10 protein-coding genes and 1 pseudogene are annotated in these 18,271 nt (G+C 63.8%); all 11 read left to right on the forward strand.

Translation table 11 applies throughout. The annotated features are described in order from the left end of the window. The first annotated feature begins 135 nt into the window (after window positions 1-135). The 11 genes and pseudogenes from VNH11_03250 to VNH11_03300 all read left to right on the forward strand — a co-directional run bounded on the left by VNH11_03250 (window position 136) and on the right by VNH11_03300 (window position 18,132). Window positions 136-543 carry a type II toxin-antitoxin system VapC family toxin gene (locus VNH11_03250; GenBank protein ID HVA45381.1) on the forward strand — a complete coding sequence of 136 codons (408 nt, stop codon included), beginning with the start codon at window positions 136-138 and terminating at the stop codon, window positions 541-543. Window positions 544-648: 105 nt separating this feature from the next. Then, window positions 649-918, forward strand: a complete 270-nt coding sequence (locus VNH11_03255; protein HVA45382.1) for a hypothetical protein — start codon at window positions 649-651, stop codon at window positions 916-918. A 258-nt stretch (window positions 919-1,176) separates the two neighbouring features. Continuing rightward, entirely contained in the window at window positions 1,177-1,926 is a 750-nt protein-coding gene (locus tag VNH11_03260) for a hypothetical protein (protein HVA45383.1), read from the forward strand. 52 nt (window positions 1,927-1,978) lie between these two features. Further along, window positions 1,979-2,080: pseudogene (locus tag VNH11_03265) on the forward strand (integrase). Between the two features lie 105 nt (window positions 2,081-2,185). Then, entirely contained in the window at window positions 2,186-2,911 is a 726-nt protein-coding gene (locus tag VNH11_03270; protein HVA45384.1) for a hypothetical protein, read from the forward strand. A gap of 135 nt (window positions 2,912-3,046) precedes the next feature. After that, window positions 3,047-3,991: a hypothetical protein gene (locus VNH11_03275; protein ID HVA45385.1), complete on the forward strand. Its 945-nt coding sequence runs from the start codon at window positions 3,047-3,049 to the stop codon at window positions 3,989-3,991. 35 nt (window positions 3,992-4,026) lie between these two features. Continuing rightward, window positions 4,027-7,281: a hypothetical protein gene (locus VNH11_03280; GenBank protein HVA45386.1), complete on the forward strand. Its 3,255-nt coding sequence runs from the start codon at window positions 4,027-4,029 to the stop codon at window positions 7,279-7,281. Between the two features lie 170 nt (window positions 7,282-7,451). Beyond that, window positions 7,452-9,017 carry a hypothetical protein gene (locus VNH11_03285; protein HVA45387.1) on the forward strand — a complete coding sequence of 522 codons (1,566 nt, stop codon included), beginning with the start codon at window positions 7,452-7,454 and terminating at the stop codon, window positions 9,015-9,017. Further along, window positions 8,941-10,599: a hypothetical protein gene (locus tag VNH11_03290; protein ID HVA45388.1), complete on the forward strand. Its 1,659-nt coding sequence runs from the start codon at window positions 8,941-8,943 to the stop codon at window positions 10,597-10,599. The genes VNH11_03285 and VNH11_03290 overlap by 77 nt, the downstream gene beginning before the upstream one ends. A gap of 67 nt (window positions 10,600-10,666) precedes the next feature. After that, on the forward strand, window positions 10,667-14,497 hold the full coding sequence (locus VNH11_03295) for a hypothetical protein (GenBank protein ID HVA45389.1): 3,831 nt from the start codon (window positions 10,667-10,669) through the stop codon (window positions 14,495-14,497). Between the two features lie 11 nt (window positions 14,498-14,508). Beyond that, window positions 14,509-18,132: a hypothetical protein gene (locus VNH11_03300; GenBank protein HVA45390.1), complete on the forward strand. Its 3,624-nt coding sequence runs from the start codon at window positions 14,509-14,511 to the stop codon at window positions 18,130-18,132. Window positions 18,133-18,271: the final 139 nt, after the last annotated feature.

The raw sequence follows: 18,271 nt of genomic DNA on the forward strand, positions 1-18,271 counted from the left end.
CGAACCCGAGAAAGCGCCTGCCGAAATCGCGACCGCGGACGCTTGGCCGCAGGACTTCCTGGACCGGGTCGTGGGAGCATGGGAGGGCGACTTTGAGGCCGGCTACGAGGGCGACTTCGAAAAGCGCGAGGAACTTTGAGCGTCTATCTGCTTGACACGAACACCTGCGTCGAGGTGCTGCGGAACCGGAATCAGCATGTCGTCCGGCGCTTCACGGCTACGGCGCCCAACAACGTACGACTCTGTTCCGTGGTCAAGGGCGAACTGTTTTATGGTGCTCGCAAGGGATCGCGAGCAACAGCCAACCTGGCGACCCTGGCCGTTTTCTTTGCGTCTCTGGTCAGCCTGCCGTTCGACGATGCGGCGGCTGATATTTACGGAACGATCCGCGCGGACCTGGAAAAACGCGGCATGCCGATTGGTCCGAACGACACCATGATCGCAGCCATTGCGCTGCAGCATGGCCTGACTGTGGCGACCCACAACACGAACGAATTCTCCAGAGTGACCGGACTTCAGGTCGAGGACTGGACTTTGCCATGACTCACGGCGGGGCCGGAGCACGCCGCCAGAGCCGCCCCATTCCTGCGGCCCAAAGAGGAGCAACGCCGAGCGCTCGCAGCCACGCGCCAGGGACGTGCCCGCACCTTGCGCGAGGCCGCCGAACTGGAAGGCGGCGAAAACTCAGAGGCGGCGGAAGCGGGCGACAAGGACGGCGCATGGTCAGCGCGGCGACGAATTCGAAGTGAAGCCAAAGGCTTCGCGCGCGAGCTCGATAAGCTCCTGCTGCGCGTGGACGCCCTGACCGCCGCCTGCGGCGGCGGCAATCAGCATACCGACCACATGCGCGACTGCCTTCGGCGCCTGATCGACCACTTTCGCGACTTCGTCCGCCATTTTCTGCCAACGGAAAAATAGTGCGGCGCGAAAATGCCCCGCTTTGATCGGTCAGACTTTTCCAGCCTGACGGCCTGTCAGGCTGGAAAGGGCGGGGGCCGAAACGACACAACGTCTTTACGACTTCCGCCCCCTTTCGTGTCCCCGTCGAGCGGATATCACTTTGAAACCTGCACCACGCCTCGAACCCGACTGCGGGCTGCCTACAGCCTAGACGTTGACGCTACGATCCCGTAAATTGGCGTCGTCAGTCCACTCAGGTGTTTCGAGGGCCATTTCATGTTCAAGGGAGCAGTAAACTTTCGCGCCGCAATCGAGGGCAATGGCCTGACATTTCCGTCCTTTGAATTCAACCCAAACGAGGCGGCTGTCGAAAAGGTTGCGATCGAAGCACCCGCCTCTGGCGACACGATCGTCAGCACGGTCTATCTTGATGGCGTGGCCACCGAGGCTGACAGGATTGCGCTGGCAACGAAGGTCAATACCGCGGCCTTAAACAGAATCGCCTTTGCTCGCCAAGTGTCGATCGACCATGCGAGAGAGACCGGTCACGCACTCACGCCCGTTCAACAGCAGCCGGGTGTAGTGGTCGCCGCAGGCGTCGTAACTCTTTATCTGAGCGGCGAGGCCAAGGTGGTCCTCGGTATCGACCATAACCAACTACGGGCGCAACTCGAACAGGCGTCGCCGCCTGGCGAACGCAATTATGCCTTGTTTCGTTCTGCGCGCCTCTCTGTCGGCGCCGTCGAAGAGTTTATGCATCTCTACAATATCCTGATGATGCTCTATAACGACAAGCAAGCGCAGGTCGACGCCTTCATCATCCAGGAAGAACCCGCAGTCCAACAAACTCAGAGCGGCCGCCCCCGTGCGCAGCCAGGAGAAATGGAGACCGTTTATACCCGGCTCCGAAACGAACTGGCTCACAAGCGCCAGGGCGTCAATCTCGACCACACAAAAATGGAGATGGCACAGTTTGTAGGGAATCTTCGGGCACTTGCAAGGCGGGCGATTGAACTCCATCCCTAGCGTTCCGAGCGTCGGGGTGTCGGCCCGGTGCGCTCTGGGCATTGCTTGATTCGTCCGCCAGCTACTTGGTCACAGGGATGTCCGCGCGACGATGATCTTCACTCACGTATTGAACCGCGGCGGACGTTCCGTCCGCATTCCCGCAGATTTCCTGGCTCGCCCGTCCGATAAGCGCTATGCTAGGCAGAAACGGCACGCCGAACGAGGCGTGAACCGAGCGCCGACGGCTACAATTCCGGCGTCTGCTTCGAGTGTGATCATGACACATTTCAATCGCAACGGTTACTGGCGCACCAGCAAAAGCGGCATCCAACATTGGGTGTCGGAGACGACCGTGCATCGGGACGATTGGAGTCGGGCATCTTACAGCTACACACCACCTCCGGCGCAGTCCAAACATCCCGAATTCACCAAAACACGACGAGTTGCGGCATGCTTCGTCAATCCGGATGCAAGATGCCCCGTCTGTGGGGAGCGAGTCTTTTACTACCAGAACGAAAATGGCAGTCGCGTTTTCTTCGATGAACTTGGACCTCCCTGGCCAAAGCATCCATGCACGGACACGCGACTGATTTCGGCCCAACTTGCTGGGACGCGATTGGGACTGACTTTTGGCATCCGTAGCCAACCTGAGGTTGCGGAGATCATGACGTGGCAGAAGGACCACGGTGCCGATTTCAAAGCTGAGTTCACGACGAAGTATGGGACCAAGCCCTGGCCACTCGCCATCATCATGAAGCGGATGAAAGGCGAAAAGCTGGTCTTCGTCATTGCCAAGTTGCTGAAGCAGGGGCGTGCGACAAACGTCTACCTCTCATGTAAAACCCTGCCGAGTTACTGCAAGAAGGGGTTTCTCATCGCAATTGGCAGGCGGAAGGTCAGTTTCATCGATATAGTGACGCTAGCTCCCGTTGAGGTCACGATCAAACGTTATAGGGGGGCTGCGTCCTTTGTGCGTGCATGGACGTACACCGACGAAAGGTAGTTGCGGTGCTCCATGCACTTTCTCAGAGGCGAGGATTTAATAACCTTCCACGTTCCGTCACGAATTGTACCGCAAACCACTCGGGCGCAACGACTTACGCATACGTGGGACATCACAGGTGTCGATTCCGGATCGGTGAGCGGCTACGGGGCAGCCATCGTCAATTTCAGCAACGTCGGCACCCTCATCGGCGGCGATCAGAACGACACCTTTGTCTACGCCCAGGGGGCCAGCGAGAACGGCGTCGATGGCGGCGGCGGCAACACCACCCTGGATGCCACCACGACAGTTTACAACGCATCCGCCAGCACGCCCAGGTTTCAACACCTCGTCGCCAACGGCGGCAACGACCAATTCGTCTTGGACAACGGCATGGGCGTGGCCGGAACCATCGACGGCGGCATCGGCATCAGCAGCCTCAATTATTCGGCTTATACCACCGCCGTGACGGTGAACCTGGGCAGTACCGGAGCCGCGACCACCGGCATCGGAGGCGGCATTCTGAATATCCAGAACGTGATCGGCCCCACCAGCACAACGAACACCTTGCTCGGGCCGGATCAGGCCGCGGCGACCTGGGAAATCACTGGCCGTAACTTGGGCATGATCGATCAAGTCACGTACAACGCCACGCTCACGTTGTCCGTTCCCGTGACGGTGCCGGTGTCCTTCTCGGGATTTGCGAATCTGACCGGCGCGGCCGACACGAACGATGGTTTCATCGTGCGCGCCGGGGGCAGCATCAGCGGCACGATGAACGGCGGCGCCGGGGGTGACGACAACCTGGCCATCGAAAACCCCGCCAGCCCCGGCCAACTGGCCATCCTTGAACCGGATGCCACGGGCGGCGGCACCCTGCAAGCGAACCAGGTTTTTCCGAACGCCAGCCAAACGACTTTTGCAGGCCTCGAACAACCCCTCCAGGCGACTACCTCGGCTGCCGGTGTGACGTTGCAGGGGACTGATTTCAACGACCACTTGACGCTGAGCCAGAATGCCGGCACCCAGGAACTGACACTGGCCGACGCCAACTCCTTCTGGGATTACAGTGCGGCTGCATTGGCTGCCGGGATCCGCTGAATGTTTCCCTGCCCAGGGCAGGCCAAACCATCACGGTGCCTGGCGCCACCTTCTCCTTCATGAACACGATGGGGGCCAACCTGTTCGTGAACGGCGATTCCACGTTCACCGGCGATGTCTTCACGGAAGGCGGCAACATCACAGTCGGTCAGTCCGTCACCGTGGACGCCAATGTGATTCTCTCCACCCGCCAAACACAAAATGGCGGTCTTTCCGGGGCATCCACCGGCAAGTCCGGGAACATCACTTTCATTGGCGCCAACATCAACGTTGACACCGGTGCGCAGCTTTTGAGCTACGACGACAGGAATACAACGGATACTGCGGGCATTCCCCTGGGCATCGACAATCAGTCCGCACCGGCGGGCAACAACCTGTGGTTGCCTGGGATGGTTTACCGCAACGTTGCCACCACCACCGACGGCTTGGGGATGGGGCTCACGGTCGATGTGACCACCGATACCAGCGGCAACGCGACAATCACCATGAGCTCGCCAGGCGCCGGCTACAAGAATGGCGACCTGATTACAATCGCGGAACCGACCGCTTTCGTGACCGGAAGCAGTTCTCTCCATAATGGCGGCAATATCACCGTGCAGGTTGACGGCCTTCAAACTCTTGGCGGCGACATCACCTTGTCCGCCTACGATCACCTGCAAGCAATCGCCTGGTCTTACAACCCCGATGACGTTTCCATCACGGTCAGCCCTTCCGCGGTCATCAAGGGTCGAAATGTCAACATCCTTGCCAACGCCGACAACAATGACTCGTTCGGCCTTGGAACTCCCGTAAACAACAAAGGCGGGATCAATATTCCGGGCGAGTTTCTGCAGAAGGCCTCCGCGCCACTCGTCGACTTCCTCATTAATCTTCGGTTCCTCGTCGGCTACAGCCGTTCCGAGGCGAGCGCCACCATTACGTCGGCGGCCGGATCGTCGATTGAGGCGTCGGGCGGAGATGTGTTTGCGGAATCGTTCGCCAATTCCAAGGCGAGTGGCCTCACGATTGGGCCTGTGTTTGGCTTTGCCTATGCCCGGAGCGACGCCACCGCCATCCTCGATGTTGAAGGGAACGTCACCTCCGACATCGGCAGCGTCACCCTCAGCTCGACGACGGGCAACTCCATCAGCATCACCACCAAGACGATCAATGCCTCCAAGTTAGCGAAGGTTGGCCAATTTGCTTCGATCTCCGGCGCTGTGACCGATGCCACTTCCATCGCGACGACCACGATTGGAGCAGACGCTCAGATCACGGCGGCCCGTGACGTCAGTATTACTGCCGTGAACGTCAAGAACATGTCTACGTCGGCTTCAGATTCTGCCAAAACCACCTCTTTCGGCGTATCGTTTGTTTATGCCGACGACCAAGCGACGGCCACGGCCACGGTCGATGGCCAGGTTACGGCGACGAAAGGCGACGTCGCCATTCTGGCCGAGTCGCTCAGCGCAAAAGACAGCATGACGGCAATGTTTCAGGCCGGCCAACCGACGCGAAGCAACACCGTCAACAACATCACGACGTTCATACAAACCGTCAGAACGCTCAATGATGTGGCTTCCGATAATGGTGACGCGGCGGCTGGTGTGGCCGCGCTGATTGCCGCAGCCCTAAAAGCGAAAGGCGACAAGGACGCACCGGATCCGAACGCACCGACGGGAAAATTCGTTGGCGTGATGGCAGCCGCGATCGGAACCCATACCAATACGGCCACGGCAACGGTCGGCGACACCGCTGTGATCAAGGCCGGCGGGCAAGTCCTGGTCCACGCCAACGTAATCGATCTACCGGTCATGCAAGCCCAGGGGCTGGCGGCCAAGTTCAACGATCCGGCCAAACCGACAGCGACGGGCTCGCTGATTGTCGCGATCTCTGCATCGCTGGGCGAGTACACCAATCGTTCGACCGCCACCGTGGACAGTGGAGCGAAGATCAATGCCGGCGGCAACATCGACGTGGCTGCCCGCACGTCGATCCCTTACGACCTTCCCTGGAGCAAACTCGACACGACGAACGGCGCCTCCACCGAAGGCGACCAGATTGTTGGGCTGATCTTGCAGGCAATCGGCAATAACAACCTGGGGGCCAGCGAACTTTTCTCGACCTTCACCGAAAGCTCGGCCACGGGCAACAAAGCCGGTTTCGCACTTTCGGCAACGCTCATGAACCTGACCGATGACGCCGAAGCGAATATTGACTCCGGTGCGCTGATCAATCAAGCCACTCCAACCACTCCCATCACCAGCTCGCAAAATGTGAGCGTCACGGCGATCACCGATGTCGAGACGGCGAATCTGGTCGGCAATTTCCCGCAAATCCTCGATTCAGCTTTGGCAAAAACGGTGCAACAGCAAGGCGCCAATGCGACCGGGATTGGCGGGTCACTCTCGGGGGTGGAGTATGACAACACAGCCAGGGCGGTGATCGGGTCCGACGCACTGGTCTCTGCGTACGACCTTGTCGTTAACGCACAAACCTTGACCAACAATGTCTCCCTGGGGGTTGCCGGCGGCAAATCGAGTACGAGCTCCGTCAACGGCGCGGCGAATTACGTGTATGTCAACGATACGACCTTGGCGCAGATCGGCCAGGGGGCAACCATTTCGGCCGCAGGCACGGTGACGGTCACCGCGGATGATAAGCCCCTCATTGTGAACTTGGCCGGCGGGGTGAGCATCGGCACCAGCCTTGGTTTCGGCCTGACGGCCGGAATCAACGACATCACCCGTAACACTATGGCCCTCATCGGCAATCAGAACGTCACGCTCGGCGGCGGCACCTTCACGCCCGATACGGGGGTCAACGCGGCGCGGAATACCATCGATCTGGGCTACACCGACGGCTTTGCCAACGGCGACCAGGTGCTCTACAGCGACAACGGCGATGATGCGATCGATGGCCTGAGCGACGGGGGCGTCTACTATGTGTGGACCGTCAACCCTACCACGATCACGCTGGGACGCACGGCGGCGGAGGCCGAGGGGGCTTACGAGGCGGCCGAGGGGCTCACTTACACCGAGCCGACGTTTGATTCCCTGGCTCTCGCCAGCGATGCTGAGACCATCGATCTGGGCTACGACGATGGTTTCGTGACCGGCGATGCGGTGCAATACAACGCAGGCAGCGACGGCAGCCTCTTTGGTCTGACCAATGGTACGACCTATTATGTGATCAGCGTGGACGCCACCCACGTGAAACTGGCCAGCACGGCCGACGACGCCCAGAATGGAAATGCGCTCACGCTGACCCGGGCACTTCGGGGTCCGGCAGCAGTCTGCGCCTCGCTCTGAATGCCACGGGCAACACAGGGGTCAGCGACAGCCTCGGCCGGGTCTTCAGCCCGGCCGGGTCCCAGAAGCTGTCCAACAATGCCACGGGCGGTACCTTCACGCTGACCGTAACCGTCGACGGCACGCCCGAGACAACGGCCGCCATCGCCTACAACGCCGATGCTTCCGTCTTGCAAACGGCCCTCGACAATCTCAACGGGGTGTCGGCCCAGGTGGTCAACGCGGGCCTTGACGCCTGGATCATCAGCGGCGCCGTGGTTACCGTTACCGACTCCCTGACCGGCGGCCAAAGCACGCTGCAATCCTATACGGGCGCCGTCACCAGCACGTACGATAGCATCAACGTCGGCTACGTGGATGGTTTCAGCGCGGGACAAGCGGTGTACTATTCCGCCGGGAACGACCCGGTGATTCCCGGCTTGACCAACAACACCGTCTACTACGTCGTGCCCGACGTCAGCAACCCGGACGCCTTCCAGTTGGCGGCCACGTCGGCCGATGCATTGCTGCCCACGCCCAAGATCATGGCCATCACGCCGACGGCAACCGCCGGGACGAGCAGTGGCTTTGGGGCCATCTTCGACCCGACGACGGCGGTAAGCAGCACCGACGCCACCCAGCTCGACCTCGGCTACGAAGACGGCTTCGCCACCGGGCAAGCGGTCATTTACAGCGCCGGCGGCGGCAATCCCATCGGCGGCTTGACGAATGGGGCCACGTATTACGTCACCGTCGTCAACAACACGAACATCGAGCTGTCCACCGACCCGACGAACCTGGCCGGCACGATGATCACGCTGAATCCGAGCACGGCCAGCGGCACCCAGCACAGCCTGCGCGTCGCCATCGACCCGCAAACCGGCGTAACCGGCGGCGCAACCACGACGGTCTCGACCATCAATCTCGGCTACAACGCTGGGTTCGTGACGGGCGATCAGGTCTTTTACAACGACGGCGGCGGCAGCAACATCGGCGGATTGGCCAACGAGAACGCCTATTATGTGATTGTCGTGACGGCCGGCACCTCCAGCACGCCCGAGATCATCCGTTTGGCCAGCTCGCGGGCGAACGCCATGAGCGGCGTTTACATCGATCTCGATGCCACCACGGCCTCCGGCTTGCAATCGCTCGCCAAGCCGTTCCAGGCCGGCCCGACCGTGGTCGGCAACGAGATTTCGGTGCCCGATGCCACCGTCTTTCAGAACGGGCAAGCGGTCGTTTACCACGACGGCGGCGGCACGCCCATTGGCGGGCTGACCGACGGCACCACCTATTACGTCACCGTGGTCGATCCTACCGACATCACGTTGTCGCTCACGCCCGGCGGCCCGGCACAGACGCTGAATGCCGCCGTGGCCACGGGCACCGACCATTACCTGTCGGCCCCCAAACACCAGTCCGGGCTCCCTGGATACCGCAGGCAACGCGGTCGTCGTCAAGGCGACGAACGAGGGCCTGTTCGTCACGGCCACGCTTGCGGCGGCCGCGGTGAAGCATGCTTCGCCCGCGCCTCAAGGGTCTCCCGTGCCTCCGGCGGGTACTTCCGCGAAAGCCCTGCAGCTTCTTGGTTTCATCCCGCAGGCTCCCAACAGCGGTCAACAGGCTGCCGGCGGTCAGAGTTTTGGCGTGGCGGCGTCCGGCAGCGTGTCGTACAACGACGTGAGCGACACCACCGATGCCTACATCAGCCAGTTTACCCTGTCCCATGTGGTGGGTCTTTCGGTGACCGCGGCTGATTCGTCCTTGATCGTCGCGGTTTCGGGCGGAGCGGCCGTATCGACCAAATCGGGCAGCGCGCTCGGGCTGGCCGGTGCGGCGACGGTGAACATCGTGCAAACAACGACCGATGCCGTCATCCAGGACTCCACCCTGAGCAACGTGACGGGTGCGGTGGCGGTGACCGCGACCAATGGCGCGAGGATCATCTCCATCGCCGCCGGCCTGGGGGGAGCCAGCCAGGGTTACGGCATAGCCGGCTCGGTGGCCTACAACACCATCACAGCCGATACCGAGGCTTACGTTAGCGGCGGCGGGCCGATCACCGCGGACAGCCTGGCCATCATGGCAACCGATGCCAGCTCCGTCATCACGGTGGCCGGCAGCCTTGCCTATGGCGGTACGCTCGGCATCGGTGCCGGCATCGCCTATAACGACGTCAATCCCACGGTGAAAGCCTACCTGAGCGATGCCGATGCGACCATCAGCGGCGCCCTCACGGTGCAGGCGGAGAACCAGGCCTTCATCACGGTGGTGGCCGCCGGCATCGCGGTGGCGGTTGACAACCCCGGCGGCCTGGCGCCGGGCACCCAGGGCCCCCTGACCAAGCAGCAGAGTTCCAAGCCCTATGGGTTGGCCGCCGCCGTCGGCCTGGCCATCGACACGATCACGGCGGACGTCAGTGCCTACGTGACCGGCGACGGCACGGATACGCTCTCCGCGGGCAGTCTGTCGGTGGCAGCGAATGACGACAATTCCAAAATTGTCGCGGTTGCCGGCGGCGTCGCCGTGGGTCTATCGAACGGAGAACAACAAGGAGCCGCGGCCGGCGCCGGCGGAGCGGCGTTTGCCTTCAACAACATCAGCAATTCGGTCACCGCTTACCTATCCGACATCAGGGTGACATCTTTGGGCAACGTCGCCGTGACGGGCGAATCGACCGCGGACATCGAGGCCTATACCATCGGCGGCGCGGTCGCCGGCGCGCTGGGGGCGGGGACCGGCGGCAGCGCGGCCCTGGCTGGCGCCGGCGCGGTCACCATCAACACCATCAACAAGGACGTGCTGGCGTACATCAACGACGGCAGCTCGGTAACCACGAGCGGCAGAGGCACGGTTACCGTGTCGGCCACGGACCAATCGACGATCAACGCGGTGGCCGGCGGCGTCGCCGTGGCCGGTGCTCTCAGCAGCGGCGCGGATCAAAGCGGCACGGCGCTTTCCGTTGGTTTGTCGGTGGCTGAAAACACCATCCAGGACAAGACCTCCGGGGGAGGGGGCGGAGTTCAGGCGTTCATCGACAACTCCACGATCAGCGCCGCCGGCGACCTCGATGTGACCGCCACGTCAACTCCGACGATCACCGTGGTGTCCTTTGCCGGAGGGCTAGCCCTGTCCGCATCCTTGTCCGGCAAGGGCAACTCCTACGCGGCGGCCGCCTCGGGGGCCGCGGCCATCAATACGATGACCACGACCGTACACGCCGCCATCAGCAACACGAAAGCGGTGCAAGCGCCGAATCTCACTCTCTCGGCCGGCGACAATTCGACCGTCACAGCCACAGTCGTCGGCGCCAGTTCTCGTGTTGACGGCAGGCGCTAATGGGAGCGGACTGGCCATCGCCGTGTCCGTCGCCAACAACACCATCGACAATACGGTCAGTGCCGACTTGCTCAATGCCCAGGCCAGCGCGATCGGGACGGTGAGCCTGGGCACGACCAGCAGCGCCACGATCACAGCCGAGTCCGCGGCCGCGTCGGTTTCCTTCGCCGCCGGCACCGACAGCAACGGCGTGGCCGTGAGCGGCGGCGGGGCCGAGTCGATGAATGTGATTCTCTCCACGGCCAACGCCTACCTGAAGAACAGTGATCTGACCTCGAAAGATGTAAGCCTGACCAGCCAGAATAACTCGGACATCGAGGCCCACGTTGTCGCGGTGGCGGCGGCCCTCGGCATCGGCGAGACGGGGGCCGGCATCGCCGTCGGCGCCTCGATTGCGCAAAACTACATTGGTTACACCGCCGGCAGCGACGTCAACCGTCCGACGCCGGCCCAGGTGCAGGCCTCTGCGCAAAACTCGACCATCACGGCGACCGGCAATCTCACGCTCTCCGCCAATGCCCAGCAAGAAACCGTTGTGGCCTACGTCACCGCGGTGGCGGCGGACATATCGGCGGGCGGCAAAACGGGGATCGGCCTGGCCGGCTCCGGCGCCGACGTCGAGAACCGAGTCGCCACCGATGTCGAGGCTTATATCGCGAACGTCCCCAACGTGCAAGTGGTCGGCGGGCCGACCGGCACCTACGAAAGCACGACCGGCAGCATCTCTGCCGCCAAGATCTCCCTCACCGCGACCGATACGTCCTCGATCACGGCCCAGGCCGTCGGCGTTTCGGTGGCCGGCACTGTCGGCGGCAAGAATGCCGGGGCCCTGTCGATCGGCGTGTCGCTGGCTCACAACGACATTCGTAACCACGTTGCCGCCTTTATGCTGGATGCTAACGCCAATGGCGCCGCGGTTACCCTGAGCGCGACGGAAAATGCCACGATCAGCGCGACGGCCGCCGCGGCGTCGTTGGCGGCCGGCCTGGCCGGCACCAAGACCCTGGCCGTGAGCGGCGCCGGTGCCGAAGCGACCAACGTCATTCTCACCACGACCAATGCGTACCTTCAAGGCAGCAGCGTTGCCACCACGGGCGACGTCACGATCGCTTCGGCCAATGCATCGACCATCAGCGCCACGATCGTCGGCGCCTCCCTGGCCGCGGCTATTGCTGGCAACGGCGGTGCGGGCGCTTCAATCGGCGTGGCCCTGGCCCGCAATTACATCGGCTTCGAGCCGAATGCCCCCGCGCCCTCTGACTACTCCTCCGATACCGATCTTCCCAATGGGCTGACGCCGGGAACGACGGTCGAGATCTCCTCGGGCGTCGGCGCCGGCGACGTGTACACGTACCTCGGCCCCGCTCAGACAGGCGACGTCAATCTGCAGACTCAGGATTACTTCGACCCCTCGCTGCGGCAGCCGTTGAACGTGTCCTCCGCGCCTGCCCAGACCGAAGCGTACGTACTGAGCTCCAGCATCACGGCGGGCGGCAACCTGAGCGTCACCGCCACTGCTTCGCAAACGATTACGGCGACCGTCGTCGCGGCTTCCGGGGCGGTCGCGGGCGGCTCCAAAGTGGGCATGGGCCTGAGCGGCGCCGGGGCCAACTCGACCAACCAGATCAACATGGAGGTGGAAGCCTATATCGACGAAAATGGCAACAGTGCCGACGGCATCACAGCGGCCAACATCAGCCTGAAGGCCGATGACACCTCGCTCATCACGGCCGTGACGGTGGGGGCGTCGCTCGCCGCCGCCTATGGCGGCGACGAGGCCGGCGTTGCCGTCAGCATCGGCGTCGCGCTGGCCACGAACGAGATCGACAATCAGGTCCTGGCCGAGATTGAAAACGCCCCGCAGGTTGGCAGCCAGGGTGCGATCACGCTGGCTGCCCAGGAGCAGGCGGGCATCCACACGGTCGCCGTGGCGGCATCGCTGGGCGTCGCGCTGTCCGGCAACTCCGGCATTGCCGTGAGCGGTGCGGGAGCCAACGCCACCAACGTCATTCTCACCAAGACCAATGCCCTGATCGAGAACGGCGCGGTGACGGCGCACGGTGACGTGGACATCACCGCGAATGCCAGCTCGTCCAGTCCGTCGGCAAGCTTGACCGTTCCTTCAACCTACACGTCGCTGACGAAGACAACCGGGGCGTCCACGCCCGGCGCCAGTGCGTTCGCGGCCGACCTCGATTACGCCGGCCAGACGCATGATCTTGCCAACAACGAAACGGACACCGTGAACGGCCAGAGGATGACGTTCAAGGCGGGAACGCCCGATCCGGATATTGCCTTCTTGACACAGCTCCAGTCGACGCTGGCCAAGGCCGGTTTCCCATTGTCCACGAATCCACTGGACCTGGCGGTGACCGTCCGTCAGCCCGGCGCCGAGTGGTCGGTGACCGACCGCAGCTCCGGCATGACCGTGACGATTGCGCTGAACAGCGGTACTTTCTCATCGCTGGAGCCGGAAATCTCGGCCACCGTGATCGGCGCCTCCCTGGCTGCCGGCGGGGGGGATGAGGTCGGCGTCGACGTGGCCATCGGCGCGGCCTTGGCGCAAAACCTGATCGGCCAGAACGGCAGCGAGAATGCCGCTCAGGTCCAGGCCCAGATCATCAATGCGAGCGTGAACGCGGGCACGGGCGCTCTCAATCTGACCGCCACAGCCGCTCAATCGATCGATGCCCTGGTGGGCGCCTTCGCCGTTGCCCTGGCCGGTTCAGACGGACTCGGCCTGGCCGGTGCCGGGGCGGGGGCGAATGCCCTGAATGAAATGGCCGCGCTCGTCACCGCCGCCGTCGACGGTGACGGTTCCGCCGGCATTCAAGCCGGCAGCATCACGCTCCAGGCCACGGATAGCTCTTCGATCGAGGCCGTCACCGGAGCGGCAGCGCTGGCCGTCTCCGTTGGCGGCGGCGTCGAACTTGCCGCGGCCGTCGGGGCCGCGATTGCCGATAACGAGATCGGCAATGACGTCGCAGCCTATCTCAGCGATGCGAACAACATCATCACGGGCACCCTCCAGGCCACGGCGGACGAGGAGGCCTCGATTGACGCCACGACGTTTGCCGCGGCGGCCGCCGCGGCCCTTGGGAAGGGGGCCGCCGTTGCGGCCGGCGTCCTGACCGCCGACAACACGTTGACGAACACGGTTGCCGCCTACATCGCCAACAGCGCGCCGATTCACGCGGGGGCTGTGACGCTGTCGGCCAGCGATGCAGCCGTGATTCAGGCCTACAGCTTGTCTCTGGCTGTGTCCGGCGGCGGCGTCGGCGTCGCCGTTGGCCTGGGCGAGGGCAACAATGCGATCAATGACAACGTGTCGGCCTACGTGTCCAATTCGAGCATCACCGCCGCCGGCGCCATCAGCGTCACGGCGGCCTCCGCTCCGACCATTACGACCACCTCCCACGTGGCGGCCATCTCGGCGATCCTGGGAGCCGCCGCCGCCGTCTTCGATGCCAGCACGACGATCGGCGGCACGACCTCGGCCTACCTGCAAAACGCGGCGCTGACCGCGCCGGGGCAGGCCATTCAGGTGACGGCCAGGTCGATGGAGAACTTGAATCCGACCGTCACCGGAGGGGCCGGCGCCTTGGTCGGGGTGGCGGTCCTGACTTCGACAGCCACCGTGAGGGGCTCGACGCAGGCGAGCCTGGAGGGGCAGACGACCGTTTCGGCCGGCAGCCTCACCGTCACGGCCAACGATGCCGGCACGGCCGCGCCCGTGACCAATGTGGGCGGCGTCGGCGGCATCTCCGTGAACGACGCCAGCGCGGCCACCACGCTTGGACGGCAGACGGAAGCAACCATTCCTGCCGGTGCCAGCATCAGACGTGGAAGGTCAGCAATACCGCCGGCGCCAGCGGGCAGCCCGACACCACCACCGTGACGACTACCGCCATGCCGATGGTGACGTTCGAGCACTTCGAAACGGTCGTGCTCAACGGGGGCAAAGGCAACAATACCTTCGACGTCTACGGCACCCAGCGCGAACAGGGCAACAACGGCGGCCACAGTTCCACCTTCACCATCAATACCGGCGGCGGCGGCAATGCGGTGAACATCGGCACCCCACAGACCGTTGGTGACAGCCTGGACAGCCTGGACAGCTTCCTCATCAACACCAGCACCTCGGGCGGAGGCGTGCCGGTGATGGTCAACGGCCAGGGAGGCAACGATACCGTTCAGTTCCTGGACACGGCCGACACGACCGCCACCAACCTGGCCTTCGTCACGCAGCAGTTCAGCGACATTCTCCCCAATGCGGAACAGCTCACGTCGGCCACCGAGGCATCCCAGACGGAGGGGCCGAACTATTCGCCGCCGGCGCAAACCTATCTTGCTCAGTTCAGCCAAATCTTTGGCGCGGCCGCCGACGCCACGCCGTACAACACCGTGGCGCTGTCCGAGCAGGCCGCGGTCACGGTATCCGCGCCCACGACGAGCGCCGGCCATGAGCAGTTCACGGTGACCGATGAAAATAACACCGACCCGAGCGCCGACCCGACCGGCGGCACGTTCGCTCTGACCATCGCCGGCGTGCCCAACCAGGCCCCCTTCGTGGTTCAGGGCATCCCGTACAACGCTTCCACCCAGGTCCTCCAGATGTTGATCCAGGATGCGACCGCGGTTCCGGGCGCGAACAATACGATGACCCAGGAGGTGACCGCCGCCGTCACCAAGGCCTCTGCGAGCGTGAATAGCTGGACCATCGATTTCACCAACCCCAGCAGCGGCCTCACGCTGAGCGCGGATGCGAGCGGCCTGGCCACGTCCCCGGCGGCCCTCAATGTCCACGCCCGCGGCGTCCAGACCATCGCCGCCTCGCTCGGCAGCGGCAACAACGTCGTCCAACTGACCGGCCCCACCGCTTACAACATTCTCGTCAACGGCGACCAGAGCGCCTCGACCGGCACGCTCAACTTCAACGTCTCTCCCAGCTTCGACAACAGCAGCGCCAGCACGACCGGCGTGACCGCGGCGGGCAGTGCCACGGTCTCAGGCCTGGCGGCCACGACCGGCCTGGCCGTCGGCATGAGCGTCGCGGGCCCCGACCTGACCGGCGGGCCCTACACGATCACCGGCATCGATGCGGCAACGTCGTCGATCACCCTCAACACCGGGGCCGGCGTCGAGGCGGACAGCAACGCGACGCTGGACTTTTTCTACAGCGCCGTCCTCAACGGCGGCGACGGGGCCAACACCCTGTTCGCCAACTACGCCAACGGCGTGCCCCACGCCCTGGCCTCGCTGACCTTCAACGGCGGCACTTCCGGCAACAACACGCTGCGCATCCAGGGCGACGGCGTGGCCTCGGGCGCCTACACGCCCAGCGCCACCTTGAACGATGCCGGCTTCGTCAACGTCAACAGCGACCTGTTCACCTTCGGCAGCACGCAAACGCTGATCGTACACGGCCTGAAGCAGCTTGCGGACATCACGCCCAGCGGTACGGCTGCCGATCTGAACGTCAATTCCCAGACGGTCGCCAGCCTGAACCTGCCCAACCTGATCTTGCACCAGGTCACGGTCCAGGGCGTGGTAACCTGGACACAGCAGCAGACCAGCACGCCGCCGGCCGCCCCGCAGGCCCTGCACCTGGGGAAGGTGAGCGCCCTGGACGCCGCCGGCACGATCCTGGTCGTGGGCGCCGATCTCAAGGACCCCAGCAGCGCCAGCACCACGCTCGACAGCTACGGGCCGGTATTTGTCTATACCTGGGACAGCACGACGAGCTCCTGGGTCCAGCAGGCGCAGTTGGAACCGGGCGACCTGGCCGGCGGCGGCGGCGGCGGTTTCGGCGACGCGGTGGCCATCAGCCCCGACGGCTCCGCCATCGTCGTCGGGGCTCCCGGCGACGTGGCCGGCGGCGCCAATGCCGGCGCGGTCTATGTCTTCCAGCTCGTCGGCGGGTTCTGGGTCGAGAGTGCCAAGCTCAAGGCCACCGACATGGCCGCGGGCGCCGCATTCGGCAGCTCCGTCTCCCTCGACGGCAACTCGGTCGACGGCTATACGCTGTTCGTCGGCGCCCCCAGCGCCAACAATGAGGGGGCGGCTTACGTGTTCACCAGCGCGAGCGGCAGCACCTGGACGCAGCAGCAAGAATTGAACGCTCCCGCCGCCGCCCCCGGCGCCCAGTTCGGCGCCGCGGTGGCCGAAAGCGACGGCTTTGCCGTCGTCGGCGCACCCGGCAGCGGTGCGGCCTATGTCTATAATTTTAACTCGCTCCTGTGGACCCAGGCCGCGACCCTGACCTCTTCGAACGCCGCGGATGGGAAGGGGGATGACTTCGGTGCGGCAGTCGCCATCGAAGCGAGCTTTACCCTCACGACCGACGACATCCTGGTGGTCGTCGGCGCCCCCCACGGCAATGCGCCGCTGCCCGCGGCATACCAAACAGCTCAGCTAAACACGGAGGCAAACACGGAGGCGGCGGGCGAAGCTTTTGTGTTCAACTACCGGGGCCTGAATAGCGCTCCGGTTGAGGCCCTCTTGACCGAAACCGACGGTCTCCCCGAGGCCGACGCGGCGACGGTGGACCAGCAGGGGGGCGACCAGTTCGGCGCCGCGGTGGCGATTGCCGGCGACGACGGTTCCGGCGAAGACGTGGTCGTGGGCGCGCCGGGTTATAACAGAGGCTCCGGGGCGGCCTATGCCTTCTACCGTCTGCCCGATCAGGGTTCCGGCAACGGGCCGAGCTGGACCCGCTCCAGCGGCGCCAGCGGCAGCGGGCAACTGACGCCCGCGGCTCCGCAGGCAGCGGACCCCGGCGCGGGGGCGCCGCTCGCCGGCGAATTCGGCAGCAGCGTGGTGGTCGGAGGCGTGTCGGCGAGCGGCGGCCGTGTCGTCATTGGCATGCAGGGCTACAACCAGACGAATTCGTCCAACATCATCACCGCGGCCAACGCCGGCGCCATCCGCACCTACACGACCAACGGCACGCTCCCCAGCAACGCCGATCCCAACCTCGACGCCGAAATTCTCGAAGGCCCCCACGGTCAAAAAACGTTCGGCCAGGACACGGTGTACGACGCGAGCACCCGGATGCTGTTTGTCGCGGCGCCGCCGGCAGCCGGCACAGCAGGTGTCGACGTTTACCTCAATGAAGGGCTCTACTGGCAATTCGTGCAGACGCTCACCGCTCCGACGGCTGACAGCGGCTTCGCTCAGTTCGGTTTTGCCTTGGCCGCCAGCGGCAACACCCTGGTGATCGGGGCGCCGTCGAGCAATCAGTCTGACAACGGCCTGGTCCTGATTTACACGATCACCGACAATACCTTGTCCCAGCCGCAGATCGTCACCGGGGCCAATTACGATTTCGGCTACTCCGTCGCGGTCAGCGGCGGCAACCTCGTCGTCGGCTCGCCGCAGGAGACGGTGTCATACACTTTTGCCCCAGGCGGTGAAACTACTCCGTCTTTGGCGATGACGAACGTTGGAGCGGCGTACGTTTACACCCAGAGCGGGGCGACCTGGGGGTTGTCCCTGCGGATGGCGGCGATGCGACTCCCAACCAAATGCTGATGCCACTTGGCTATGGCCTCTTTAATCCCGAGAATGGCCTCTTTGCATTTTCGCCTGGATTCAAGGGTCTTATCAGTAACTGGGAAGATGGCACGAGCGTTGCCATCGTCGGCAACACCGTCGCGGTCGGGGCGCCGGG

It is taken from the genome of Pirellulales bacterium (assembly GCA_035533075.1).
GTDB lineage: Bacteria > Planctomycetota > Planctomycetia > Pirellulales > JAICIG01 > DASSFG01.